24 protein-coding genes are annotated in these 23,744 nt (G+C 68.0%); 5 read left to right on the top strand and 19 right to left on the bottom strand.

Annotated features, from left to right (window positions below):
- Positions 1-9 precede the first annotated feature (9 nt).
- The 11 genes from GH266_RS19985 to GH266_RS19935 all read right to left on the bottom strand — a co-directional run bounded on the left by GH266_RS19985 (position 10) and on the right by GH266_RS19935 (position 9,502).
- Complete coding sequence (locus tag GH266_RS19985; RefSeq protein WP_158195392.1) at positions 10-345, bottom strand: cupin domain-containing protein; 336 nt, start codon at positions 343-345, stop codon at positions 10-12.
- Entirely contained in the window at positions 342-1,352 is a 1,011-nt protein-coding gene (locus GH266_RS19980; RefSeq protein WP_158195391.1) for a quinone oxidoreductase family protein, read from the bottom strand. The genes GH266_RS19985 and GH266_RS19980 overlap by 4 nt, the downstream gene beginning before the upstream one ends.
- Before the next feature lie 29 nt (positions 1,353-1,381).
- Positions 1,382-2,260, bottom strand: coding sequence for a beta-keto acid cleavage family enzyme (locus GH266_RS19975; RefSeq protein ID WP_158195390.1), 879 nt, complete (start codon positions 2,258-2,260; stop codon positions 1,382-1,384).
- Complete coding sequence (locus GH266_RS19970; protein WP_199270387.1) at positions 2,260-3,018, bottom strand: SDR family NAD(P)-dependent oxidoreductase; 759 nt, start codon at positions 3,016-3,018, stop codon at positions 2,260-2,262. Before GH266_RS19970 ends, GH266_RS19975 begins: the two co-directional genes overlap by 1 nt.
- Entirely contained in the window at positions 3,011-3,955 is a 945-nt protein-coding gene (locus GH266_RS19965; protein WP_199270386.1) for a dioxygenase family protein, read from the bottom strand. Before GH266_RS19965 ends, GH266_RS19970 begins: the two co-directional genes overlap by 8 nt.
- The gene (locus GH266_RS19960) at positions 3,952-4,746 is read right to left on the bottom strand and encodes a glutathione S-transferase family protein (RefSeq protein ID WP_158195389.1); all 795 of its coding nucleotides are present in this window, start codon (positions 4,744-4,746) and stop codon (positions 3,952-3,954) included. Before GH266_RS19960 ends, GH266_RS19965 begins: the two co-directional genes overlap by 4 nt.
- Positions 4,747-4,750: 4 nt before the next feature.
- Complete coding sequence (locus tag GH266_RS19955; RefSeq protein ID WP_158195388.1) at positions 4,751-5,788, bottom strand: branched-chain amino acid ABC transporter permease; 1,038 nt, start codon at positions 5,786-5,788, stop codon at positions 4,751-4,753.
- Positions 5,788-6,666: a branched-chain amino acid ABC transporter permease gene (locus GH266_RS19950; RefSeq protein ID WP_158195387.1), complete on the bottom strand. Its 879-nt coding sequence runs from the start codon at positions 6,664-6,666 to the stop codon at positions 5,788-5,790. Before GH266_RS19950 ends, GH266_RS19955 begins: the two co-directional genes overlap by 1 nt.
- A gap of 14 nt (positions 6,667-6,680) precedes the next feature.
- Complete coding sequence (locus GH266_RS19945) at positions 6,681-7,409, bottom strand: ABC transporter ATP-binding protein (RefSeq protein ID WP_067221370.1); 729 nt, start codon at positions 7,407-7,409, stop codon at positions 6,681-6,683.
- Complete coding sequence (locus GH266_RS19940) at positions 7,409-8,152, bottom strand: ABC transporter ATP-binding protein (RefSeq protein WP_158195386.1); 744 nt, start codon at positions 8,150-8,152, stop codon at positions 7,409-7,411. Before GH266_RS19940 ends, GH266_RS19945 begins: the two co-directional genes overlap by 1 nt.
- Before the next feature lie 69 nt (positions 8,153-8,221).
- Complete coding sequence (locus GH266_RS19935) at positions 8,222-9,502, bottom strand: amino acid ABC transporter substrate-binding protein (protein WP_158195385.1); 1,281 nt, start codon at positions 9,500-9,502, stop codon at positions 8,222-8,224.
- Positions 9,503-9,966: 464 nt separating this feature from the next.
- On the opposite strand from GH266_RS19935, the gene GH266_RS19930 reads away from it, so the two are divergent.
- The gene (locus GH266_RS19930) at positions 9,967-10,995 is read left to right on the top strand and encodes a LacI family DNA-binding transcriptional regulator (protein WP_158195384.1); all 1,029 of its coding nucleotides are present in this window, start codon (positions 9,967-9,969) and stop codon (positions 10,993-10,995) included.
- Between the two features lie 118 nt (positions 10,996-11,113).
- Here GH266_RS19930 and GH266_RS19925 read toward each other — a convergent pair whose 3' ends face one another.
- The 3 genes from GH266_RS19925 to GH266_RS19915 form a co-directional block, all read right to left on the bottom strand.
- A complete protein-coding gene (locus GH266_RS19925; RefSeq protein ID WP_158195383.1) occupies positions 11,114-12,454 on the bottom strand; it encodes a TRAP transporter large permease in 1,341 nt (446 codons plus the stop codon).
- On the bottom strand, positions 12,454-13,026 hold the full coding sequence (locus tag GH266_RS19920; protein ID WP_158195382.1) for a TRAP transporter small permease subunit: 573 nt from the start codon (positions 13,024-13,026) through the stop codon (positions 12,454-12,456). The genes GH266_RS19925 and GH266_RS19920 overlap by 1 nt, the downstream gene beginning before the upstream one ends.
- Before the next feature lie 99 nt (positions 13,027-13,125).
- Positions 13,126-14,157, bottom strand: coding sequence for a TRAP transporter substrate-binding protein (locus GH266_RS19915; RefSeq protein ID WP_158195381.1), 1,032 nt, complete (start codon positions 14,155-14,157; stop codon positions 13,126-13,128).
- A 170-nt stretch (positions 14,158-14,327) separates the two neighbouring features.
- On the opposite strand from GH266_RS19915, the gene GH266_RS19910 reads away from it, so the two are divergent.
- The 3 genes from GH266_RS19910 to GH266_RS19900 are packed head-to-tail and all read left to right on the top strand — an operon-like array spanning position 14,328 to position 17,773.
- The gene (locus GH266_RS19910) at positions 14,328-15,080 is read left to right on the top strand and encodes an SDR family NAD(P)-dependent oxidoreductase (RefSeq protein ID WP_158195380.1); all 753 of its coding nucleotides are present in this window, start codon (positions 14,328-14,330) and stop codon (positions 15,078-15,080) included.
- A 27-nt stretch (positions 15,081-15,107) separates the two neighbouring features.
- Positions 15,108-16,808, top strand: coding sequence for an FAD-dependent oxidoreductase (locus tag GH266_RS19905; RefSeq protein WP_158195379.1), 1,701 nt, complete (start codon positions 15,108-15,110; stop codon positions 16,806-16,808).
- A 53-nt stretch (positions 16,809-16,861) separates the two neighbouring features.
- Positions 16,862-17,773, top strand: a complete 912-nt coding sequence (locus GH266_RS19900; RefSeq protein WP_158195378.1) for a DMT family transporter — start codon at positions 16,862-16,864, stop codon at positions 17,771-17,773.
- On the opposite strand, the gene GH266_RS19895 is transcribed toward GH266_RS19900, so the two are convergent.
- On the bottom strand, positions 17,727-18,530 hold the full coding sequence (locus tag GH266_RS19895) for an IclR family transcriptional regulator (RefSeq protein ID WP_158195377.1): 804 nt from the start codon (positions 18,528-18,530) through the stop codon (positions 17,727-17,729). The two genes, GH266_RS19900 and GH266_RS19895, sit on opposite strands and share 47 nt — an antisense overlap.
- 297 nt (positions 18,531-18,827) lie before the next feature.
- Between GH266_RS19895 and GH266_RS19890 the strand changes: the two genes are divergently transcribed.
- Complete coding sequence (locus GH266_RS19890) at positions 18,828-19,187, top strand: DMT family protein (protein WP_158195376.1); 360 nt, start codon at positions 18,828-18,830, stop codon at positions 19,185-19,187.
- 9 nt (positions 19,188-19,196) lie between these two features.
- On the opposite strand, the gene GH266_RS19885 is transcribed toward GH266_RS19890, so the two are convergent.
- The 4 genes from GH266_RS19885 to GH266_RS19870 are packed head-to-tail and all read right to left on the bottom strand — an operon-like array spanning position 19,197 to position 23,744.
- Entirely contained in the window at positions 19,197-19,964 is a 768-nt protein-coding gene (locus GH266_RS19885; RefSeq protein ID WP_158195375.1) for an SDR family NAD(P)-dependent oxidoreductase, read from the bottom strand.
- Positions 19,961-21,688 carry an SMP-30/gluconolactonase/LRE family protein gene (locus GH266_RS19880; protein WP_158195374.1) on the bottom strand — a complete coding sequence of 576 codons (1,728 nt, stop codon included), beginning with the start codon at positions 21,686-21,688 and terminating at the stop codon, positions 19,961-19,963. Before GH266_RS19880 ends, GH266_RS19885 begins: the two co-directional genes overlap by 4 nt.
- Positions 21,664-22,638, bottom strand: a complete 975-nt coding sequence (locus GH266_RS19875; protein ID WP_158195373.1) for an NAD-dependent epimerase/dehydratase family protein — start codon at positions 22,636-22,638, stop codon at positions 21,664-21,666. Before GH266_RS19875 ends, GH266_RS19880 begins: the two co-directional genes overlap by 25 nt.
- Positions 22,638-23,744: an ABC transporter ATP-binding protein gene (locus GH266_RS19870; RefSeq protein WP_158195372.1), complete on the bottom strand. Its 1,107-nt coding sequence runs from the start codon at positions 23,742-23,744 to the stop codon at positions 22,638-22,640. Before GH266_RS19870 ends, GH266_RS19875 begins: the two co-directional genes overlap by 1 nt.

Genomic DNA, 23,744 nt, shown 5'->3' with positions numbered 1-23,744 from the left:
AGGAACGCCTCAGCCCTTCTCCATCACCAGCAGGACGGTCGCGGGGAGCTTGCCGCGATTCTCCAGCCTGCGCGCCTCGCCGCGGGCGATGACGCAGGAATCGAGCGGACCGAGCACCGCCTCTTCCTCGCCGTTGCCGATGGTGACCTCGCCGGCGATCACGACGTAGATCTTCTCGTGCGGCGAGGCCTTCAGCGAGGTATGGCCGCCGGGCAGCAGGTGGGAGAGGCCCGCCCACATGGCGGCCGTCTCGCTTGCCTCGTGGCCCTGCAGGCGGGCCATCGCCATGCCGTAGTGCTCCGGCGCCTCATAGGCGGGCGCCTCGTCGATGCGCGTGACCTTCATCCCTGCGGCCTCAGGATGACGCGGTCGGGGGTCGAGCGCAGCACGGAGGCATAGGCGGTCGCGGCATCCTGGAGGCCGTAGACGGCGCGCTGGTTGATCGGGAAGGGCTTCAGGAGGCCCTGCTCGAACTTCGGCTTCAGCTTGTCGAAGATGCGCGCGCCGTAGACGCTGTCGAGCGCCAGCGTGTCGATGCCGATGAACTTGTGGCGACCGCGGAAGAAATTGAAGATGTCGAAGGGCACCGCCCGGTCGAAGGTGGAGATGAAGATCTGCCGGCCCTGCTTGGCCAGCGCCGCGTTGCCGATCTCGAAATACGGACTGCCGACGGTGTTGAAGACGATGTCGGCGCCATGGCCGCCGGTCTTCTCGCGCACAATGGCCGCAACGTCCTGCGAGGAACTGTCGAGCATCTCGATCTCGGCATTGGCATGGCCGAGATAGGGGACCGGCTTGTATTCGGCGGCAAAGACCCGGGCACCGGCCAGCGTCGCCAGCTGGATCGCCGCCTGGCCGACCTTGCCGTTGGCCCCGCATACCAGGACGTTGTCCCAGGGCTGGACGCCGCCGGCCTCGCGCAGGCCCTCGAAGGCGGTGATGAAGGGAACGCCGATGGCCCCGGCTTCCTCGAAGCTCATGCCGGCAGGCTTGGCCCGCACCGCCGCCTGCGGCAGCACCATGTAGCGGGCATGGCTGCCGTTCTGGGTGATGCCGAGTTCGCCGCCGCCGCCCCAGACCTCGGTGCCGACCAGCGCCTGCGGCCCCTCGACGACGACGCCGGCGAAATCGCGCCCGGGGGTGCGCGGCCACACCGCATGCGGCATGTGGCCGAGCGAGGCCTTGACGTCGGACGGATTGACGCCGGCCGCGTGGATCTCCACCAGCACCTGGCCGGGGCCGGGAGCCGGCACGGAAGGCTCGACCAGTTCGATGCGCAGGTTGTCGAGATCGGGCGACTTTTCGGAGACCCGCAGCGCCGGGCCGGTCTTGGGGGTGGTCTGGATGTTCATGTGACTGGTTCCCTGAAAATGAAGGAGGATCAGGCCGCAAGGCCGAGGATCTGGCGGGCCTCGCCGCAGCTGGCGATCGTGCCGCCGAGTTTCTCGATGAGGTCGCGGGCGCGCTCGGTCAGCTCGCCATTGCCGGCGGTCAGCCGGCCGCGGGCGATGTAGCTGGTGTCTTCCATGCCGATGCGCACATGCCCGCCGAGCAGCCAGGACTGGACGAGCATGGGAAAGGCCATGCGGCCGATGCCGAAGCCCGTCCACTGGCTGCCGGGAGGCAGCATGCGCACCGCCGTCGCCATGGCGTCCGGCGTCGACGGGAGCCCGTACTTGATGCCGGTGACGATGGAGCACATCGCCGGCGCGCGCAGGCGCCCCTCGCGCAGGAAGTCGCTCGCCATGGAGATGTCGCCGGTGTCGAACAGCTCGAGCTCCGGCTTCACCCCGCAGTCGGAGATGATATCGGCCATGATCCCGACATTGCGCGGCGTGTTGATCACCACCTGGCCGCCGGAATTCATGGTGTTGAAATCGAGCGTGCAGATCTCCGGGCGCAGGGCGACCACATGCTCCACCCGCTTTTCCGGCGCCAGAAGCGTGGTGCCGGGACCGGCCACCGCCGGATCCTCGTCCGACGGGACATAACGCCCGCCCGGCCCGGTGGTGAGGTTGAGGATCAGGTCGGTGTTGCGGGCACGGATCAGCTCCACCACCTCGCGGTAGAGATGCAGCTCCATCGAGGGCTTCGCGGTCTGCGGATCGCGCACATGGATATGGGCGATGGCCGCCCCCGCATCCGCCGCCTCCAGGCAGGCATCGGCGATCTCCTGCGGCGTTGCCGGCAGGCCGGGGTGATGCTCGCGGGTGGTGAGGTTGCCGGTGACGGCGCAGGTGATGATGACCTTCGCCTGCATCACAGCGCCCTCCCCGCGTCGACCGGGATGCGGATGCCGGTGGACAGCGGCATGTAGCGGATCGCGGCATAGATGGTCTCGGCCACATGCTCCGGCTGGGCGACCTGGCCGAGCGGCGTTGCAGCCCCCGCGCGCTCGATCTCCTCGCTGGTACGGCCGGGCACGAAGCCGGTCGCGACCATGCCCGGCGAGACGGACAGCACCCGGATTTCCGGTGCCAGCGCCAGCGCCAGCGTATGCGTCATGGAATCGAGCGCGGCCTTCGCCCCGCAATAGGCGATGGACGAGCCGAAGCCCTTGAAGGCGGCGATGGAGGAGACGTTGACGATCACCCCCGCCCCGCTCGCCTTCAGCGCCGGGGCGAAGGCGCGGATCGTCGCGAAGACGCCGCGCCAGTTGGACGCGAAGACCTCGTCGATGATCTCGTCGGTCAGCCGGTCGAGCTCGCGATGCGGCACCGGCGTCGTCGTGCCGGCGGAATTGACGAGAATGTCGACCCGGCCGATGGCGGACAGGACCGCATCCCGGAACGCCTCGATGGAGGCAGTGTCGGTGACGCCGACGGGCAGCGCCAGGTGCCCCTCGCCGGGCAGGTCTCCGGCAAGGGCTGTTGCGGCCTGCGCATTGGAGCGGTAGCCGACGACGACCCGCGCGCCCTGCCCGGCCAGAAGCCGGCAGGTGGCGGCGCCGATGCCGCCCGAGCCACCGACGACGACGGCGACCTTGCCGTCCAGTTCACGGCCCAAAGGCTCACGCATGTTCGGCCTCCTTGCGCGCCTTGCCGGAGATCGGCGGCACCGGGAAGGAGGGCGTGCCCGGCTTCAGCACGAAATCGTAGCTGCAGGTGTAGAAGGGCAGCGAGGCGCCCGGGTGGTCGGGATGGGGCTCGTCGTGGCGCTGCAGGTTGCCGCTGATCTGGCGCTTGGCGCCGAAGACCACGTCGTCGGCCATCGCCTCCTCCGTGTCGGTGAAGATCTGGGTGACCAGCGTCTTGTGACCGGGCGCGGAGACGATGAAATGCACATGCGCGGGGCGCATGGGATTGCGGTTCTGCGCCTTGAGCAGGTCGCCGGCGGGGCCGAAGGTCGGCACCGGGTAGCCGGCGGGGCGCACCGAGTGGAAGAGATAGGTGCCGTCCTCGCCGGTGGTCTGGACGCCGCGCAGGTTGTAGTCGGCCTGGTCCGGATCCTGGTTCTCGTAGAGCCCGTCGGGCGAGGCCTGCCAGATGTCGAGCCGCGCGCCCGCAATGGGCTTGCCGTCGAGACCTATGACGCGGCCGGAGATGAACAGCTCGTGGCCCGGCGTGCGCGAGCGGGCGATGGACCCGCCGTGGCAGCATTCGGGACTGTTGCCGCGATAGAATGGCCCGAGCAGCGCCGACATGGTCTCGCCCTGCATCCCGTCATTGTTGATCAGGTCGATCAGGGTCGAGATGCCGAGGATGTCGGCGGCGAGCACCGTCTCGTTGTGGCTGTCGTTGGTGAGTTGGCCGAGCCTGGTGATCCAGCGCAGGCCCGCCTCGAACTCCTCCTCCGTCGGGCGCACCTCGCGCACGAAGGCATGGGCGTGGCGCACGAAGCTCTCGACGATCTCGCGCAGGCGTGCGTCGTCCGTCTCCGCCATGGCGTTGAGCACCTTCGGCGTGACCTCCTCCTCCCGGGAGATGATCAGCCGCGTCAGTTCCGGATCCTTCATGCCGGCCTCCTGGTCTCGTCCCCGGACCTGCCGACGCGCTGCGCGGCAAGGTGGGGGTATTTCTCGGTGAGCAGCGAGCCGTGATAGTAGGTCGCCGCGAAAGGCGCGCTGGCGCGGATGCGCTCCAGCCAGCGGCCGATTTCGGGCCGGTCGTCCCAGGCCGTGTCGAGATTGATGTCGGCCATCCGCACGATCACCGGCATCACGGCGATGTCCGCCTGGGTGAGGCTTTCGCCCATCAGCCAGGGGCCGCCGCCCTCTTCCAGCCAGTCGGCCATGCGCAGCACGGCGCGGCGCAGGCGGCCGAGCGCCTCGTCCATCTCCGGCTTGGGAAACCCGGTCCGGCCCATCTTCAGCAGGAACTCGCGGCGCAGCGGCTTGCTGTCGGCGAGCACCTGGAACTCCTCCTCGCTCATCGAACGGAAGTGCGGAAGGAAGGCCAGATTGTAGGAGGGCACCCGGATCGCCGGCGTCGGGATCTCGTCGATGAAGCGGATCATCGCGCGCATCCGCGCCGTCTCGAAGGGATCTGCCGGGCGCGAGGGCGCCACGCCCGGCAGGATGTCCTCCAGGTATTCCATGATCACGGCACTGTCGATGACGGTGCGCCCGTCATGGACGAGGGCCGGGACCACGCCGTTGGGATTGATCGCCAGATAGTCCGGCTTCAGCTGGTCGCCGCGGAACAGGTCCAGCCGGTGCTCGTCGAAGGCCAACCCCTTGGCGTGCAGTACGTATCGCACGCGCTGGGAGCAGGTCGACTGGGGCGCGTTGTAGAGCGTGAAGGCCATCGGCTCAGTCCCAGTTCAGCACGCGCGGCAGACGGCCGCTGCGCGCCAGCGTTCCGACGATGCCGAGGGGAAAGAACATCAGGGCGAGCGCCATCACCGCGCCGGTCGCCAGGATGTTGATTTCCGAGGCGCCGAGCGTTGCCACGAACAGCTCGTTGAAGACGACGATCAGCACCGCCCCGATCACCGGACCGGCGACCGTGCCCTTGCCGCCGAGGATGCACATGAGGACCATGTTCACGCTGACGAGAATGAGCAGGAAGATGTTGGGCCGGATGTAGGTGAGGTATTCGCCCCAGATCGCACCCGCCATGCCGACGAAGGCGCCGGAGATGGCGAAGGCCAGGACCTTGTAGGTGCGGGTGTCGATGCCGGCGCTTTCCGCCTTGATCTCGTCCTTGGAGATGGCGCGCAGGCCGAGCCCGAACTTGGAGTGCTTGATCTTGTACGAGGCCCAGACCGAGAACGCGGCCAGCACCAGGAAGGCGTAATAGTAGGGCAGCTTCGCCCAGGCCAGCGGCAGCTCGGTCGCCGGCAGCGCGACGCCGTTGGCCCCGCCGACGAAGCTCCAGTGGTCGAACAGGATGCGGGCGATCATCACCAGCGCGAGCGAGGAGATGATGAAGCTGGGACCGCGCGTCTTCAGCGTCACCCGGCCGATCAGGTAGCCGAAGGCCGCGCAGACAACGCCGGCGAGCGGTGCCAGCAGGATCGTCGAGATGCCGTAGCGCGCGAGGATCATGCCGGCGAAATAGCCGCCGATGGCGAAGAAGACGTTGTGGCCGAGGCTGATATAGCCGGTGAAGCCGCCGAGGATGTTCCAGCCCGAGGCCATGGTCACGTAGCAGGCCGTGAACAGCACCAGGTGCAGGACATAGTTGTAGTTGCCGACGAACTGCAGAGCCGGCAGCGCCATGAACAGCGCAAGCACCGTCCAGGGGAACCACACCGCGCGGGTCTTGTCGGCGCGGGCGGCAAGCTTCTCGTTGTGGGCCTTGCGCGCGGCAAGGACGGACGAGGTCTGGTCGAGGGACATGGTCATCAGGCCAGCTCCGGTTTCTCGCCGAACAGGCCCTGGGGCCTCAGCAGGAGGATGAGGAACAGCGCGAGGAAGAAGGTCAGCGTCGACCAGGTCGAGCCGATGTAGTCGCCGACGAAGGCGGCCACCACGCTGAGCATGAACGCAGCAAGGACGGTGCCGAGGATCGAGCCCATGCCGCCGAGAACGACCAGCGACATCAGCACCGCGATCCACTCCCAGTGCTTGGCCGGGAAGAAGGAGAAGACGAAGGAAACGAGCGCCCCGGCCGCGCCGGCAAGGCCGATGCCGATGGCGAAGCTCGCCATGCTGACCAGGTTGACGTTGACGCCGAGCAGCTCGGCCGCCTCGCGGTTCTGCGTGGTGGCGCGGATCGCGTAGCCGAAGCGCGAGTATTTCAGGAACAGCGCCAGAGCGCCGATGATCGCCAGCGAGGCGAGCCCCGCATAGAGCTGGCCGGTGGGGATGAAGATGTCGCCGATGAAGATCGCATCGGTGGCATAGGAGGGCGAGGTGACGCGCTGGGTGTTGGTGAACATGCCGCCGAGGGCGCCTTCCACCATCATCGCCAGGGCGAAGGTGAGCAGCACCGTCATCTCCGAATACTTGGCCGAGCGGGCCTCGCGCTCGAAGACGAAGCGGTAGAGAACGACGCCGATCGCCGCCAGGATCACCGCCGCGACCGGAAGCATGACGAGCGGGTCGATGCCCCACAGCCGGAAGCCCCAATAGGCGATATAGGCGCCGGCGATGATGAGCGAGGGATGCGCGAGATTGACGATGCGCATGACGCCGAAGACGAGGCTGAGGCCCGAGCCCATCAGCGCCAGAACGCCGCCGAGCGCCAGTCCCAGGATCAAGGTCTGGATGAAGTCTGCCATGGTGTTGCTCCCGCTCAGGCCGCCTTGCGGCCGCCGAGATAGAGTTCCTGGATGCGGGGATCGGCGAGCACGTCGGCCGCCGGCCCCTCGAACAGGGTGCGGCCGAGGTCGAGGACGACGCCCCAGTCGGAATTCTTCAGCCCCATCAGGGCGTTCTGCTCGACGAGCAGGATCGTGATGCCTTCCGAGGCCATCACCCGCATGATGTCGAACATCTCCTGGACGATCTTCGGCGCGAGGCCGAGCGAGGGCTCGTCCAGCATGACGATGTCCGGCTTGATGATCAGGGTGCGGGCCATGGCGAGCGTCTGCTGCTGGCCGCCCGACATGGTGCCGGCATGCTGGTCGCGGCGCTCGCGCAGGATCGGGAAGCGCTCCTCGATCTCGTCGATGCGGCGCTCCAGCCCCGACTTGTCGGCGAGCGAATAGCCGCCCATGCGCAGGTTCTCGCGCACGGTCATCTTGGGAAACAGCGCCCGCTCCTGCGGCACGAAGCAGATGCCGCGGCGCAGGACCTGGTCGGGCCGCAGCCCCTTGAGGCTCTGGCCGCGAAAGCGGACGTCGCCCTGGCGGATCTTCAGCATGCCGCAGATCGCCTTGAGCAAGGTCGACTTGCCGGCACCGTTGGGGCCGATGATGCAGTGGACCTTGCCGGGCTGGACGGTGAGATGGGCGCCGTCGAGGATCGCCGGGCCGTCGCCATAGCCTGCGGTCAGGCTTTCGACTTCGAGAAGTTCGGCCATCACGCAGCCTCCTCCAGAACGCCGCCCAGATAGGCATCCAGGACGGCCGGGTTCTCGCGCACCTCGTCCGGGCGGCCGTCGGCGATGACGGTGCCCTGCGCCATGACGACGATGCGGTGGGACAGGCGCATGATCAGGTCCATGTTGTGCTCGACGATGAGCACGGTGAGGCCCTGATCGTTGAGCCGGCGGATATGGCCGACGATCTCCTCCAGCAGCGACGGGTTGACGCCGCCGGCCGGTTCGTCGAGCAGGATGATCTTCGGATCGCTCATCAGAAGCGCGGCCAGATCCATCAGCTTCTTCTGGCCATAGGACAGGTTGGAGCCGTCCTCGTGGGCGATGCGGGTGATGCCGAGGAAGTCGAGCAGGCCCATCGCCTTGTCGATTTCCGAGGGGCTCATGGCCGGCTTGAACAGGTCCCGCCAGCCCTCCACGCGGGACTGGGCGATGACGTTTTCCAGCACCGTCATGTCCGCAAGGTTGCGGCTGATCTGGAAGGTCCGGCTGAGGCCGAGACGGGTGATCCGGTGCGGGCGCAGCTGGTCGATGCGCTCGCCGTCGAGCCAGACCTCGCCGCTGGTGGGGCGGGTGGTGCGGCTGATGCAGTTGAAGGCGGTGGTCTTGCCGGCGCCGTTGGGGCCGATCAAGGCGGTGATCGAGCCGCGCTCGACGGTGAAGTTGCAGTCGTCGACGGCGCGAATGCCACCGAAATGCTTGCAAAGGCCCTTGACCTCAAGCATGGCGAAATCCTCTTCGTCAGTCCGGGCGGACCCGCGCCACTGCGCGGGTCCGGAGGGAGAGGCGATGGCTCAGAAGCCGTTCTTGGGGTGGGTCAGCTTGTCGACGCCGACGAACTCGTCGGTCGGGTAGACGAACTGCAGCTCGCCGTCGTTCCACTGGGTCATCAGGAACGGCTTGTCGGCGGGAAGGCCCCGTTCGTCCCAGTTGAAGCGGCCGAGGATCGTGCGCACCGGCTCCTCGCGGGTGCGGGCGGACAGCCACTCGCCCATGGCCGCATTGTCGGTGCTGCCGGCGCCCAGGATCGCCTGTTCGATACCCTGGCAGACGGCGAAGGGAATGGCCGCGTCCTCGTCCGGAACCTCGCCGAAGCGCTCCTGATAGGCCGCCACGAAGTCGAGATTGGAGAAGGGCTGGCCGCCGAGCACCGCCTCGAAGGGCGCGTCCTTGTGCCAGGAGGTGTGGACCAAGACGCCTTCGGCGCTGGCGCCGGTGCCTTCCAGGAACTCGGCCTGGGTGCCCTGGCTGAAATAGACCATCTTCGGGGTCGCCCGGACGGTCTTCAGCGCGCGGGTCAGCTGGACGGCCTCCTCGGCGGAGGCGGTCAGGCCGATGATGAGGTCCGGATTGGCGCGCTTCACCTGGTTGGCGAGGTTGAGCCAGTCGTTGAAGCCCTCTTCCGGCCAGCGCTCGGAGAACACGACCTTAATGCCGCTGTCGGCCAGATAGCCGGGAGCGAGATCGGCGACCTCGCTGCCGTCGGCCGGGTCCATCACCTTCTCGCCGAGGAGGCCCGCCCACACGCCGTTGGCGAAGAAGTCGTCGGCGGAGATCACGGCCGCCGTCTTCGGGCGTTCGCCCTCCGGCACCAGGTCGCGGATCACGCCGGCCAGCGAGGCGCCGACATATTCGGCCGCATTCGGCTGGAAGTAGAAGATGTTCTTGTGGCCCTGCGTGTAGATGCGCAGCGCGCCGCCGGCCGGCAGCGGGTGCACCATGTTGTTCTTCGCAAGGATGTTGGCGACGGGGAACGACAGGCGCGAGGAGAAGGTGCCGTAGACCGCCTCCACCCCGTCGACATTGATGAAGCGCTCGTACTGGTTGATCGCGGTGGCCGGGTCGGAGCGGTTGTCGGAGACGACCAGCTCGACGTTGCGGCCGAGAATGCCGCCGCGCTCGTTGATCATGTCGATGCACAGCTCGTAGCCGGCCCGGTGCTTGGCCCCGGCAATCGAGAAATTGCCCGTCAGCGGCAGCGAGGCGCCGATCTTGAGCGGTGCCGTATCCTGCGCATACGCCGTACCGGCGAGCAGAAGGGCGGCCGCGCCGCAAAGCGCAGTCAGATGTTTCATGGTTTCCTCCTCCCATGCCGCGACCGATGGGCCGCGGGCTTGCAGATGCGGCAGGTCCCATGCGCCCCGATTGCCAGCGGCTTCCCGTCCGGAAGCCTTATGCAATCGATTGCACATCTTCACCTGCCTGTGCCGGATCCCTATTTGTCCGTCCTGGATCCGGGAGATGCCGGCCGCGACCTCCTCCGTCGCGGCACCGCGTGTCGAAATGCCCGCCCGTCGCCGGCCCGAAGGCCTTTGCGGCAAAGCTGCAAGTCTCATGATGGCGTCGGCCAGCCCCGAAGGGCCTGCTCGGCCGCTTGCGCGCGCGGCACGACAGCCATCGAACGATGCGATTTACGCAATCGATTGCATATGGCTATCACCCGATTTCGCATGCGTCAATATGGAATGTGCAATCGATTGCAGAAGCGCCCCTCGGCCGGTATATCAGGAAAGAGGATCGCAACCAGGCAGCGCGCGACATGAGAAAACGGCCCACACTCAAGGACATCGCCCGGGCGACCGGCGTGCATCCCTCGACCGTCTCCAGGGCGCTGGACGCCTCCTCCCGCTCGTCGCTGTCGGAGGAAGTGGTGGAGCGGGTGCGCGAAGCGGCCCGCACGCTAGGTTACCGGCCCAACCGCGTCGCCTTCAGCCTGCGCAAGCAGAAGACCATGACGGTCGGGGTGATGATCCCCGACATCACCAACATGATCTTCCCGCCCATCGTGCGCGGCATCGAGAGCGTGATGGAGGCGGCCGGCTACGCCTCGATCCTGGTCAACACCGACAGCCAGCCGCGGCGCGAGGAGCGGCTGGTGGAGATCCTGCAGGAGCGCGGCGTCGACGGCATCATCCACACCGCCGTGCTGCGCAGCGATCCGGGCATCGTCGAGGCCGCACGCCAGGGCCTGCCCGTCGTGACGCTGAACCGGCGCATCGAGGAAACCGACATTCCCTACGTGATCAACGACGAGGAGGACGGCATCCGTCTCGTCTTCGAACTCCTGCGCCGGCAGGGCCACAGGAGGATCGCGCATCTGGCCGGCCCGGCGGAGCTGTCCACCGGACGGCTGCGGCTCAAGGCGTTCCAGGCGATGGTGGACGAGGCGGGCCTTGGCGCGGACGACACGATGATCACCGAGGCGGAGCGCTTCGACGAAGAGGAAGGCCGGCGCTGCGCTGCCGAGATCCACGCACGCGCACCCGGCACCACGGCGGTGCTGTGCGCCAACGACCGTCTCGCGCTCGGTGCCTTGTCCTTCTTCCAGTCGGTCGGCCGCTCGTGCCCGAAGGACATCTCGATCACCGGCTTCAACGACATGCCCCTCCTGGAGCTGATCCCGCCGGGGCTGACGACGGTGCGCATCCAGCAATTCGAGGCCGGCGCCATCGCCGCCCGGCTGCTGCTGTCGCTGATCGAGCGGCCGGACGAGAGCGTGCCGCAGGCGACGATCCTGCCGGTCGGCCTCGTCGAGCGCGGCAGCGTCGCGCCCCCTGCCCGCCCCTGAAACCCTGCCCCGGAACGGACCGCGCCGGACAAGCGGCTTCCGTGCGAAGACGGAAGCGCCGGTCCGGCGGCTTGGGAGGACTGGTCCGGCCACCACCCGGCGGGCGGCGGCTTGACGGCTATTTCGCCAGGGCGAGCGGAATGTAGAGCGCGACCTGCGGCCAATAGATCACCGCGGCCAGCGCCGTGATCTGCAGCACCACGAAAGGAATGACGCCGCGATAGATCGTGCCGATGGAAACGCCCTCCGGCGCGATGCCGCGCAGGTAGAACAGCGCATAGCCGAAGGGCGGGGTCAGGAAGGAGGTCTGCAGGTTGACCGCCAGCGCGATGGCGAACCAGATCAACGTCTGCTCCGGCGTCAGGCCGAAGTCGAGCCCGGCCACCACGGGGGCAACGATGGGCACCACCACCAGCGTGATCTCGACCCACTCGAGAAAGAAACCGAGGACGAAGACCAGCGCCATGATCATGATGATCACGACATAAGGGTTGCCTTCGTGCACCGAGAACATGTCGGCGATCAGCGCATCGCCGCCGAGCTTGCGGAAGACCACGGAGAAGACGGTCGCGCCGAGCATCACGAAGATGATCATCGCGGTGGTCTTGGTGGTGTCGCGCAGCGCCGCATAGAGCGTTGCCCAGTCGAGCTGGCGCGAGACCAGCGCCAGCACCATGGCGCCCAGCGCGCCGATGGCGGCGGACTCGGTCGGCGTGGCGATGCCCGCAACGATGGTGCCGAGCACCGAGACGATCAGCAGCACCGGCGCCAGCAGGTCGAGCGCCAGCGTTCCGGCCGCCCGCCAGAAAGGCTGCGGGTCGGCGACCTCGGCCGGCGGCATGCGGTGCGGCTGGAAGACGGCGACGCCGACCAGATAGAGGATGTAGAGCGCGCCGAGCAGCAGGCCCGGCCCGACCGCCGCCATGAACAGGTCGCCGACCGACACGCGCAGCTGGTCGCCAAGTACGATGAGCATGATGCTCGGCGGGATGAGGATGCCGAGCGTGCCGCTGGCGGCGATGAGGCCGGTGGAGATCTTCGGATCGTAGCGGTTCTGCAGCATGGTCGGCAGCGCCATCATGCCCATCAGCACCACGGAGGCGCCGATGATGCCGGTCGAGGCGGCCATGACCACGCCGATGATGGCGACCGCGAAGGCGTAGCCGCCGGGCATGCCGCGAAACACCGAGGCCAGCGACTTCAGCAGCCGCTCGGCAACGCCGGAGCGCTCCAGCATCAGCCCCATGAAGACGAAGAGCGGGATGGCGATCAGCAGCCAGTTGGTCAGCGTGCCGGAATAGATGCGCGCCACCGTCGTCGACAGGAAGACGAGCGGAACGCCGGCCATGACGGCGAAGAGAATGCCGATGCCACCGAGGACGAAGGCGACGGGATAGCCCGCGAAGATGCCGCCCATCAGCCCGAGCAGCATCAGCAGCGGCCAGAAAGCGTCTTCCATCACGAGCCCTTCTTGTCCTTGGAAGAAAAGTCGCCGCGCACCAGTGCGATCAGGGTGCCGATCATGCGGTTCACGGCAGCAAGCCCGAGCAGCGAGAAGGCGATCGGGATGCAGGCCTTGATCATCCAGCGGTCGATCATGCCGCCATAGGTGGAGCCCTCGCCGGTGACATAGGCCCGGTGGGCGAAGCGCGTGCCGAACCAGACGACGATGGCGCAGAAGGGCAGCAGGAAGATGAGGTCGCAGACCAGATCGACGATGGCCCGCGTGCGGGGCGAGAAGTTCGAGGCCATGAAGTCGACGCTGACATGGCTGCGGTCGCGATAGGCGTAGACGCCGCCGAACAGCACGACAAGCGCGAAGACATGCCATTGCAGGTCGAGCAGCGTGTTGACGGTGATGCCGGTGTCGAACAGCGGAATGCTGGCACCCCAGTCGGCGAGACGGTTGACGCCGAGCTTGGCGGCGAGCACCCCGGCGCAGACGGACACGATCAGCGGCAACACCAGCCATCCGACGATCTTGCCGGGAAAGGCGAGAACCTCCCCCGCCTTGCGGCTCAGTTCGGACACGGCGACCTCCGTAGGCTTGCACGGCGTATCATTGCGAAAGGACGGCACCCTTCATGAGGATGCCGTCCGCTCCGTTGTGTTTCCGAGAAATCAGGGAGATCAGCGCGGCAGGGCCTGCAGCTCGCCCCACTCGCCGACGCGCTCGATATAGGCGTTGAGCGAGTCGAGCGCCTCCTTGAAGATCGGATCCTTGGCGGCTTCCTCGGCCATCACTTCCTGGGAGGCGGCACGCAGCGCCACCAGAACCTCGTCGGGGAAGCGCTTGATCTCGACGCCCGCGTCGCGGATCTTGCCGATGGCCACGGCCTGCTGGTGGATCTGGTCGCCGAGGTTCGCCGTGATGTTGGCCTTGCAGGCCTCGATCATGATCTGCTGCTGGCCTTCGGTGAAACCGTTCCACACGTCCATGTTGACGATGATGGAGTCCCAGCTCGACGGCTGGTGCCAGCCCGGGAAGTAGTAGGTCTTGGCGACCTTCTCGAAGCCGAAGCCGATGTCGAGCTGCGGCGCGGAGAACTCGGTCGCGTCGATGCGGCCGGTCTCGAGCGACACGAAGATCTCGCCGGCCGGCACGAGCTGGGTGTTGGCGCCCAGACGAGCCAGCGCCTGACCGCCGAGGCCGGCGATGCGCATGTTGAGGCCCTTGAAGTCCTCGGCCGTGTTGATCTGCTTGTTGAACCAGCCGCCGGCCTCCGGCACGACCAGATGGCACGGGATGATCTTCACGCCATGCGGGTCATAGGCCTTCTGGATGATCTCCAGACCGCCGCCCTCGAACATCCAGCCGAGCGCCACGTCCGGGGTCGGGCCGAAGGGCATGGAGCCGACAAGGTTGGCGACGGGAATGGAGCTCGCCCAGTAACCGATCCAGTCGAAGCCCATCGGGATCGAGCCGTTGCTGACCGCCTCGAACACCTCGAACGGCGGCACGAAATCGCCCGCGCCGTGCACCTTGATGTCGATGGCACCGTCGGTCATCAGCTTGACGCGCTCGGCCCACTTGACCGGGCTCTGGCCGATCGAGGGCACCTGCAGGCCGAAAACGCTCTGCAGGTCGTAGCTGTCGGCGAGCGCCGGAGCAGCCGTAAGCATGGTAGCCGCCAACGCGGCGGATGCGAGCCGTGCCTTCATGAGGACCTCCCTAACGCGCCCCGATGCGGGGCGTCTCTTTGATCTTGTTTGCCGCGCCGTCCGGCGGCCTCCCGGCCCAGCGTTCGGCTTTTTTCAACCTCCCGCTTGCCTAACTCAAGTGTTATCTATAATCAAACGGATTAGCAATACACTAATTTAGGGAGAGGCCCATGATTGGAGTCGAAGGCTCCGTCGCCATCGTGACGGGCGCGGGACAGGGCAATGGCCGGGCGATTGCGCTGGGTCTTGCACGGGCCGGCGCGCATGTCGCGGTCTGCGACATCAACGCCGACGCCGCCGCGGAAACCGCCGCTCTTGCCGCGCAGGCGGGCGTCAAATCGCTGGGCGGGCAGTGCGACGTGTCGGACCTTGAGGCCGCCCGCGCCTTTGCCGAAAAGACCCGCGCGGAGCTGGGCGATGCCCGCATCCTGGTGAACAATGCCGGCATCCTGAAGCGGCACCGTTTCGGCGATCCGGGCTTCGAGAGCGAGTGGGACCAGACGTTCCGCGTCAATGTCGACGGGCCGCGCAACATGGTGCTGGCCTACGCGGCGCAGCTGGAGGCGACGGGCGGGCGAATCGTCAACCTCGCCTCGATCATGTCGCTGTCCGCCGGCTTCGGCATCTCCGCCTATATCGCCAGCAAGGGCGCCGTCGGCCAGTTCACCAAGGCGCTGGCCCACGAGTTCGCCCCGCGCGGCGTCAGGGTGAATGCCATCGCCCCCGGCGTCATCGAAACGCAGATGAGCGAGCACACGCGCGGCAACGATGCGGCCATCGGCAAGTTCATGGCCCATACGCCGCTCGGGCGGACCGGCCAGCCGGACGAACTGGTCGGCCCCGTCCTCTTCCTCGTCTCCGACATGTCCAGCTACGTGACCGGCACCATCCTGCCGGTCGACGGCGGCTATCTGGCGGCCTGATCCGCACGCCTTTCAAGGAACTGCAAGATGAAAAAGCACAGCTGCGACGTTCTCGTCGTCGGATCGGGCGCCGGCGGCCTCGCCAGCGCCGTCTCGGCCGCCCACCGCCGGCTCGATGTCCTGGTGGTGGAGAAGGAGCCGGTCTTCGGCGGCACCACCGCCCGCTCCGGCGGGTGGATGTGGGTCCCGTGCAACGGTCCGGCCAAGCGCGCCGGCGTCGAGGATTCGCCCGAGAAGGCCCGCACCTATCTGGAGCACGAGACCGGGGCGTTCTTCGACCCGGCCCGCGTCGACGCCTTCCTGGAAGCCGGCCCCAAGGCAGTCGAGTTCTTCGAGGAGAAGACCTCGCTGCAGTTCGACCTCGGCCCGACCTTCGCCGACTATCATCCCGATGCGCCGGGCGGCATGCCGGGCGGACGCTCCATCGTCGCCCGCCCCTTCGACGGGCGGGAGCTCGGCAAGGAGATCCGGCGCCTGCGGCCACCGCTCGCCGAGATCACCTTCCTCGGCATGATGATCGGCTCGGGCAAGGAGCTGCTGCACTTCTTCCGCGTCACCAAGTCGCCGATCTCGGCCTTCTATGTCGCGAAGCTCTTCATCAAGTTCCTCAAGGACATGGCCTTCCACGGCCGGCCGATGCGGCTGGTCAACGGCAACGCGCTGGTCGCGCGGCTGGCCAAGTCCTGCTTCGACATGAACGTGCCGATCTGGACCCGCGCCGGCGTGCGCGAGCTGCTGCGCGACGAGCGCGGCATCGTCACCGGCGCCATCGTCGACACGGCGGAAGGGCCGGTGGAAGTCACCGCCCGCAAGGGCGTGGTGCTGGCGGCCGGCGGCTTCCCGCAGGACGCGGTGCGCCGCAAGGAGCTGTTCCCGCATTCCCCGTCCGGCCATGAGCACGTCTCGCCGGCCCCTCCGGGCAATACCGGCGACGGCCTGCGCCTTGGTGCTGCGGCGGGTGCCGCCATCAAGGACGACCTGCCCAACAACGCGGCCTGGGTGCCGGTGTCGCGTCCCCCGCGCCGCGACGGCACGCTCGGCGTCTTCCCGCATTTCGTCGATCGCTCCAAGCCCGGCGTCATCGCGGTGACGCGTTCGGGCAAGCGCTTCGTCAACGAGGCGGATTCCTACCACGACTTCTGCCAGGCGATGCGCAAGGCCTGCGAGGCCGAGGGCGGCGAGATCTGCGCCTATTTCATCGCCGACCACAAGACGCTGCGCAAATACGGCCTCGGCTTCGTCAAGCCGGCGCCGGTGCCCTATCGCGGCCTGATCCGCTCCGGCTACCTGTTCGAGGGCAAGAGCCTGCGCGAACTCGCCGAGAAGATCGGCGCCGACGCGGCGCAGCTCGAGCGGACCGTCGCCACCTTCAACGAGCATGCGCGCAAGGGCGAGGATCCGGAGTTCCACAAGGGCTCGACCTCCTACAACCGCTCGCTCGGCGATCCCGAGCACCAGCCCAACCCCTGCGTTGCGCCGGTCGAGAACGGCCCGTTCTACGCGGTCAAGCTGGTGATCGGTGATCTGGGCACCTTCGCCGGCCTCAAGACCGACGAGAATGCCCGCGTGCTGGACGAGGCAGGCCGGCCGATCGCCGGGCTCTATGCCGCCGGCAACGATGCGCTCAGCATCATGGGCGGCAACTATCCGGGCGGCGGCATCACCCTCGGGCCGGCCATCACCTTCGGCTACATCGCCGCGCGCCACATGGCCGGGGCCAACGACTGACCATGCCCTCCATTGCAAGGGACACGGGCGGCCCGGGACAACCGGGCCGCCTTTTGCCGGGTATCCTGCTCGGACTTTCGGCCTCCATCGCCTGGGCCTTCTACAATATCGGTGTCGATATCGGCCGGTCGGACGGCTTCACCAGCGCCGACCTCGCCATCCTGCGCTATGGCGTCGCCGCGCTGCTGCTCGTGCCCCTGATGCTGCTGCGCCGCTCCCGTACGGGCGGCCTCACCCTGCCCCGGCTGGCGCTGCTCACCATCGCCATCGGCCCGCCCTTCGCCTTCCTGTTCAACACCGGCTTCGGCATCGCGCCGCTGGCGCATGCGGTGGTCATCTCGCCCGGCATGACGATCATCGTCGCCAACCTGCTGCCGCTGGTCCTCGACGGCCAGAAGATGAGCCTCAACCGCAAGATCGGCATGGCCGTGCTGATCTGCGGGCTGGTGGCCATCGCCGCCGACAACGCGCCGTCCAAGTCGGCCGACACCGCGACGCTGGTCGGCGACCTGTGCTTCGTCGGATCGGGCACGCTGTGGGGTCTGTTCACCTATCTCATCGGCCGCTGGCGCCTTCCGGCGGTCGAGGCCATCGGCGCGGCCTCGGCAACGACCACCATGCTGCTGCTGCCGGCCTATCTGCTGTTCTTCGAGCCGGCGGCGCTGCCGGCCGCCAAGTGGCTGGAACAGGGCTTCTACCAGGGCGTGCTCGGCGGCAGCCTGGCGATCATCCTCTATGCGGCGGCCATCGGCCGGCTCGGCTCCGGGCTTGCCGGCCTCTTCCCGGCGATGATCCCGCCGCTGGCCGTGCTGCTGGCCATTCCGATCGCCGGCCAGTGGCCGAGCGCGTTGCAGCTGGCGGGCGTCGCCATCGCGGCGAGCGGCCTCGTGCTCTCGCTCGACATTGCCGGCGCGCTGGTCAGGCGGGCGGCACGTGGCCGAGGTCGCGCGACAGATCCTTCGTGAACTCGATCAGCCGCTTGAGGCAGGGACCGTCCTCGGCCAGGTCGATGAAGTTGGTCGGGCCGATGACGGTCACCGACAGCTGGATGATGCCGGTGTGGTCGAAGACCGGCGCCGCGATGGCGCTGACGCCGGGGATCGGCGCGTCCCGGGTGATCGAGTAGCCCTTCTCGCAAGCGGAGGCGACCTCCTTGCGGAACGTCGCCTCGTCCACCATCGGGATGCCGTAGAGCGAGGGCTCGACGCCCTGCAGCTCGGCGCGGGCGAGCGGCTCCGTCGTCGACCTCGGCAGGAAGGCGGCGAAGATCTTGCCCGTCGCCGTCATGGTCAGCATGAACGTGCCGCCGACCGCCACGTTGGAGTGGATGCGCGCCGCCGTCTCCTCGATATAGACGATGGTCGGCCCGTGCAGGCCCCAGACGCTGACCGCCACCATCAGCCCCAGTTCCTCGGCCAGCGCCGGCACCCGGCGCAGCGTCTCGCGATAGGCGTTCTGGTTGCGCAGCCGCGTCAGGCCGAGCCACAGCGCGAAGGGGCCGAGCTGGTACTGGCCGGTCTCGGTCTGCTCGACCATGTTGATGTTGCGGAAGCTGACGAGATAGGGGTGCAGCTGGGCAGGCGCCATGCCGAGCGTCTCGGCAAGGTCCTTCAGCTTCAGCGGTCCCCCGGCCTGGGCCAGCGCCATCAGGATGGCGCCGCCGGTCTCGACGGACTGGACGCCGCGCGGCGTTCGCGGCTTTGACGTTGCCTCGGCACCCAAGCGCAACTCCTTCAACTGCCTTGCAGAAACGGGATCGACGAGCGGATCACTCTTAGCGTCAATTCCTGCCCGGGTCGAGAATATCGCCTGCACGCCGGACGCCCTAAGGATTTCCCTCGGGCGAGCCTCTTCTTGCCTCTTCCGCGCGCGGCAAACGGCGCTATCTTCCTGCCGTCGAATCGGTCCGTTCCCTGTCGCAGACGCCTTGCGTGACAGGCGCCGGACACCCGGTCGATGCCGCACCGGGCGCCCGCGCCGTCCGGCAGGCGTGTCCTTGCGCTGGCGGTGGATCCCCCGATGCCGTTTGCCAATCTCTCCTACGTGCCCTTCGTCACGATCGGCCTGCTGCTCGCCTCGAACATCTTCATGACCTTCGCCTGGTACGGGCACCTGAAGTTCAAGAGCTCGCCGCTCGTCGTCGTCATCCTGGCGAGCTGGGGCATCGCCTTCTTCGAATACGTGCTGCAGGTCCCGGCCAACCGCATCGGCCACGGCTATTTCAGCGCCGCCGAGCTGAAGACCATCCAGGAGGTCATCACGCTCAGTGTCTTCGCTGTGTTCTCGATCTGGTTTCTGGGCGAGCCGCTGCGCTGGACGCATCTGGCCGGCTTCACGCTGATTGTCGCCGGCGCCGGGCTGGTCTTCTACAAGCCCTGACCGGACGGCTCAGTATCCGCCGGACAGGACGATGCTCTCGCCGGTCATGAAGCTGCAGGCGTCAGAGGCAAGGAAGATCGCCGCGCCGACCATCTCCTCGGCCTGCCCTGGCCGCCCCATCCAGTTGAGCGTGCGCACATACTCGTCCCAGCCTTGCGGGTCCGCCGCCTTGCGCCCCGCATTGCGGTCGGTGTCGACGAGGCCCGGTGCCAGCGTGTTGAGCAGAACGCCATGGCGGGCATAGTCGCGCGCCTGGCTCTGGATCAGATTGTGCTGGGCGGCTTTGGTCGCGGCATAGGCGGTGACGATGGCCTTGGGCCGCAGCTGGTTGATCGAGCCGATGCTGACGACCCGGCCCCACCCGCGCGCCGCCATGCGCGGCAGGCCGGCCTGCAGCATCTCCACCGTCGAGCGCAGGTTCACCGCCACCTGCAGATCGAAATCCGCCTCGGTGAGGTCGGCGAGCTCCGCATTGACCTGCGCCGAGGCATTGACGATGAGGATGTCGAGATGCCCGAGCCGGGCCTCCACCTCCTCCACCAGGCGGCGGCCCGCGCCGCGCTCGGCAAGGTCCGCGGCAAGGGCAAGCGCCGTGCCGCCGTTCTCCTCGATGGCGGCAACGGTTGCCGCGGTCGCTTCCAGGCTCTGGCCGTGCACGACGACCGTGGCACCGGCTCCGGCAAGACCGACGGCGATGGCCGCGCCGATGCCCCGGCTCGAGCCGGTGACCAGCGCAACGCGGCCATGAAGGCCGAAAATCGTCTCGAGCGTGCTCATGCGGCGCCCTGCCCCTTGTCGAACAGGGTGATCGGCACGCCGGAGAGGCCGGGTGTGCAGGCGAAGAGGCCGCCGGAGAGCGGCGCCTCGGACAGGGTCGAGGCCGGCAGGCGCGTGCGGGCGCTGGTGATGTAGAGCGTCGCCAGGTCCGCGCCGCCGAAGGCGACGCTGGTCGGCCGGGGAACGGGAAGCTCGATGCTGCGCTCGTGCCGGCCGTCGGGCAGGTAGCGGTTGACCCGCCAGCCGTCCCAGATCGCGCACCACACGCCGCCCTCGCTGTCGACGGCGATGCCGTCCGGACGCCCCTCGCCTTCCGGGATGCGCGCAAGCACCCGGCGGTTGCCGAGGACGCCCTTTCCGGGCTCGAAATCATAGGCGTAGATCAGGCCCGGCACCGTATCGACGAAGTAGAAGACCCGGTTGTCCGGGCTCCAGGCCATGCCGTTGCTGACCGAGATGCCGCTTTCCTTGCGCGTCACCGTGCCGTCGGCGGCGACCCGGTAGAGCGCGCCGCTCGGCTTGCTGGCATCGAGCCGCATGGAGCCGACCCAGATCGCCCCGCCGGGGCCGACCTTGGCGTCGTTGAGCCGGTTCTCGGGAATGCCCGCTTCCGGGTCGACCAGCGGCTGCAGGGTACCGGAGGCGAAGTCCAGGAACTCGATGCCGTCCTGCGTCGCCACCGCCAGCGAGCCGTCGGCGCAGGGCATGACCGAGCTGACCAGCTTGCCGGTCTCGCAGGTCTCGTTGAGCCCCGTAGAGGGATCGAAGCGGTAGACCGCCGGGTGCAGGATATCGACCCAGTAGAGGCTGCGTGCGACCGGGTCCCAGACCGGCGCCTCGCCGAGCTGCGCGCCCCAGGGCAGGACGCAGGCAAGATCGGCCGGCGTCTGCGACTGGCTGGTGCGCGGGCGCGGGCGGGAACTGATGGCGATGGCGCCGGCCGCACCCGTGATCCTTCGGGCGGCGGCGATGAGCTCGCGTCCGACCGGGTGGATATGCGACGTGTCCAGCCGCGACGACGGACCCAGCGCGACCAGCGCGCCGATGGGCGTGCCGTCCTTGCCGGCGATGGCGACGGCGACGGAGTTCACGCCGTTCAGGTGCTCCTCGTAGGAGACCGAATAACCGCGCGCGCGGGTCAGCGTCAGGTCGGCCTGCAAGGCCTCCAGCGTCGTGATGGTGCGCGGCGTGTAGCGGTCGAGGTGAAGGCGCTCCAGCAGCGCGCGGGCGAAACCCGGCTCCTGGAAGGCGACCAGCACCTTGCCGGCGGCGGTGCAATGCAGCGGCACGCGCCGGCCGGTGTCGACCCTGACGCCGAGCCCGTCGCCCGAGCGCTCGTCGAGATACTGCACCTGGTCGCCGTCGAGCCGGCACAGCGCCACCGTCTCGCCGAGCTCCGCCGAAAGGCGCTCCAGCTCGGGCGCGGCGGCGGTCGGCAGGTCGAACGTGTCCCACACCCGGTGCGACAGCTCCAGGAAGCGCGGCCCGATGACATAGGTGCCGCGCTCCTCGTTCTGGCGCACCAGGCCGAAGGCGATCAGCGTGCGCAGGATGCGCGCGAAGGTGGGCTTGGGCAGGCCGGACTGGCGCAGCAGGTCGGCGAAGCGCAAGGGCGTTTCCGCATCGGCCACCATGTCCAGCAGCGTCAGGCCCTTGGCGAGCGCCGCCGTGCCGGAGGGAACGTCCTTGCGGGACTGGCTCAGGCCTGTGCTCGCGTCCGCCATGTCCGCGCCGCCTCCTGCAACATCCGATCGATCGTCCATTCCGGCTCGAACCCCAGCGTCTCGCGTATCCTTGCGTTCGAGGTCTGGTAATCGACGCCGGCGCCGGGCAGGTCAACGGTCACGACGGGCAATCCCGTGATTTCGGACATGGCCGGCAGCAGCCGCTCGAAATCGACGGGGTCGCTCGCCCCCAGATTGAAGATCCCCCCGGCCGCCCCGTCCGATTCCAGCGCCAGCAGCACGCCCTTCACCATATCCCTGGTGTCGGTGATGTGCATCCGGAACGGTTTGCCGGCGGCATTGCGGGCCAGCACATGGGCGGGCCGGCCGGGATCGGCCGCACGCAGCAGCTCGGCGACAGCGGTGTTACCCATGCGCTCCTGCTGGCGGATGCGCGGGCGCAGGAAGAAGCGCGGGCCGGAGAAGAAGCTGTCGGGATCGAGCAGCTCGCTCGCATCCTGCGTATGGGAAAAGCGCAGGATCACCGTCTCGAAACTGCCGATGCGCTGGTGGAAGGAGACCAGATGCTCGCCCAGCAGCTTGGTGAGGCCATAGGGGCTGTTCGCCCGCAGCGGATGCTCCTCGGTGACGGGGAGGACCAGCGGCGCGTTCTCCGGATAGACCTCGCCGGAGCTGGCGAAGACGAAACGGCGCACGCCGGCTTGCGCCGCCGCATCGAGCAGCACCCGCGTTCCCTCGACATTGGCGCGGAACATCGCCGTGCGCTCGGCCGGCACCCAGGACATGAAGGCGCCCAGATGCAGCACCGCATCCGTGCCGGCGACCGCGCGGGCGCAGGCCTCGGCATCATCGAAGCTGCCGACCACCTCGTCGAGATCGGTGCCGGAGGCGCGCAGGTCGAAGCCGCGCACCTCGTGCCCGGCGGCGCGCAGCGCCGCAACCGCCGCCCGGCCGACGCGGCCGGAGCTTCCCGTGACAAGAACCAGCATCAGCGCAACGCCTTTTCGCTCACCGCATCGAAGAGATGGAGTTCGGCCGGATCGAAGGACAGGACGAGATCCTGCCCCTCCGCCATCGGGCCGGAATGGGCGAGCCGGGCGATCAGGCCCTTGGACGTGTCGTCCTCGCTCTCGCCGGCCGAGACCATGTGCGCCCCGCCGTCGAAATAGACGTATTTCTCCGAGCCGAGGCTTTCCACCAGGCTCGGACGGATGGTGAAGGTCGCAAGGCCCTCGCCGAGATGGAAATGCTCCGGCCGGATGCCGGCGATGACGGTCGATGCACCCGCAAGCCGTGCCTCGTCGACCGCGATGCGGTTGCCGAACAGGGTGATGGTCGCCCCGCCGGCGGATCGCTCCACATCGGCGGAGAGGAAGTTCATGCCCGGCGAGCCGATGAAGCCGGCGACGAAGAGATTGTCGGGCCGCTGGAACAGCGTGTCGGGATCGGCGATCTGCTGGATCTCGCCGTCGCGCATGATCACCACCCGGTCGGCCATGGTCATCGCCTCGATCTGGTCGTGGGTGACATAGACCGTGGTGACGCCGAGGCGCTTGTGCAGCGCGCCGATCTCGGCCCGCATGTGGACGCGCAGCTTGGCGTCGAGATTGGACAGCGGCTCGTCCATCAGGAAGGCGAGCGGCTGGCGCACGATGGCCCGGCCCAGCGCAACGCGCTGGCGCTGGCCGCCGGACAGGTCCTTCGGGCGGCGTTCGAGATACTTCTCCACCTCCAGGATGCGCGCGGCCTCCAGCACCCGGCGCTCGATCTCGGCCTTTGGCGTGCCGCGCATCTTCAGCCCGAAGCCGATGTTCTCGCGCACGGTCAGGTGCGGATAGAGCGCGTAGTTCTGGAACACCATGGCGATGTCGCGGTCGCCGGGGGCAAGGTCGGTGACCTCCCGCTCGCCGAGATGGATGTCGCCGCCGGTCGCCGGTTCGAGGCCCGCCAGGATCTTGAGCATCGTCGACTTGCCGCAGCCCGACGGGCCGACCAGCACGATGAACTCGCCGTCCGCGATCTCGAGCGAGAACGGCTTCAGCACCTCGTGCGCGCCGTAGCTCTTGTGGACGTTTCGAATGGAGATATTGGCCAT

Source organism: Stappia indica (genome assembly GCF_009789575.1).
GTDB classification, from domain to species: Bacteria; Pseudomonadota; Alphaproteobacteria; order Rhizobiales; family Stappiaceae; genus Stappia; species Stappia indica_A.
The sequence above is the reverse complement of the archived record's forward strand: the minus strand, read 5'-3'. Positions and strand labels throughout refer to the sequence as shown.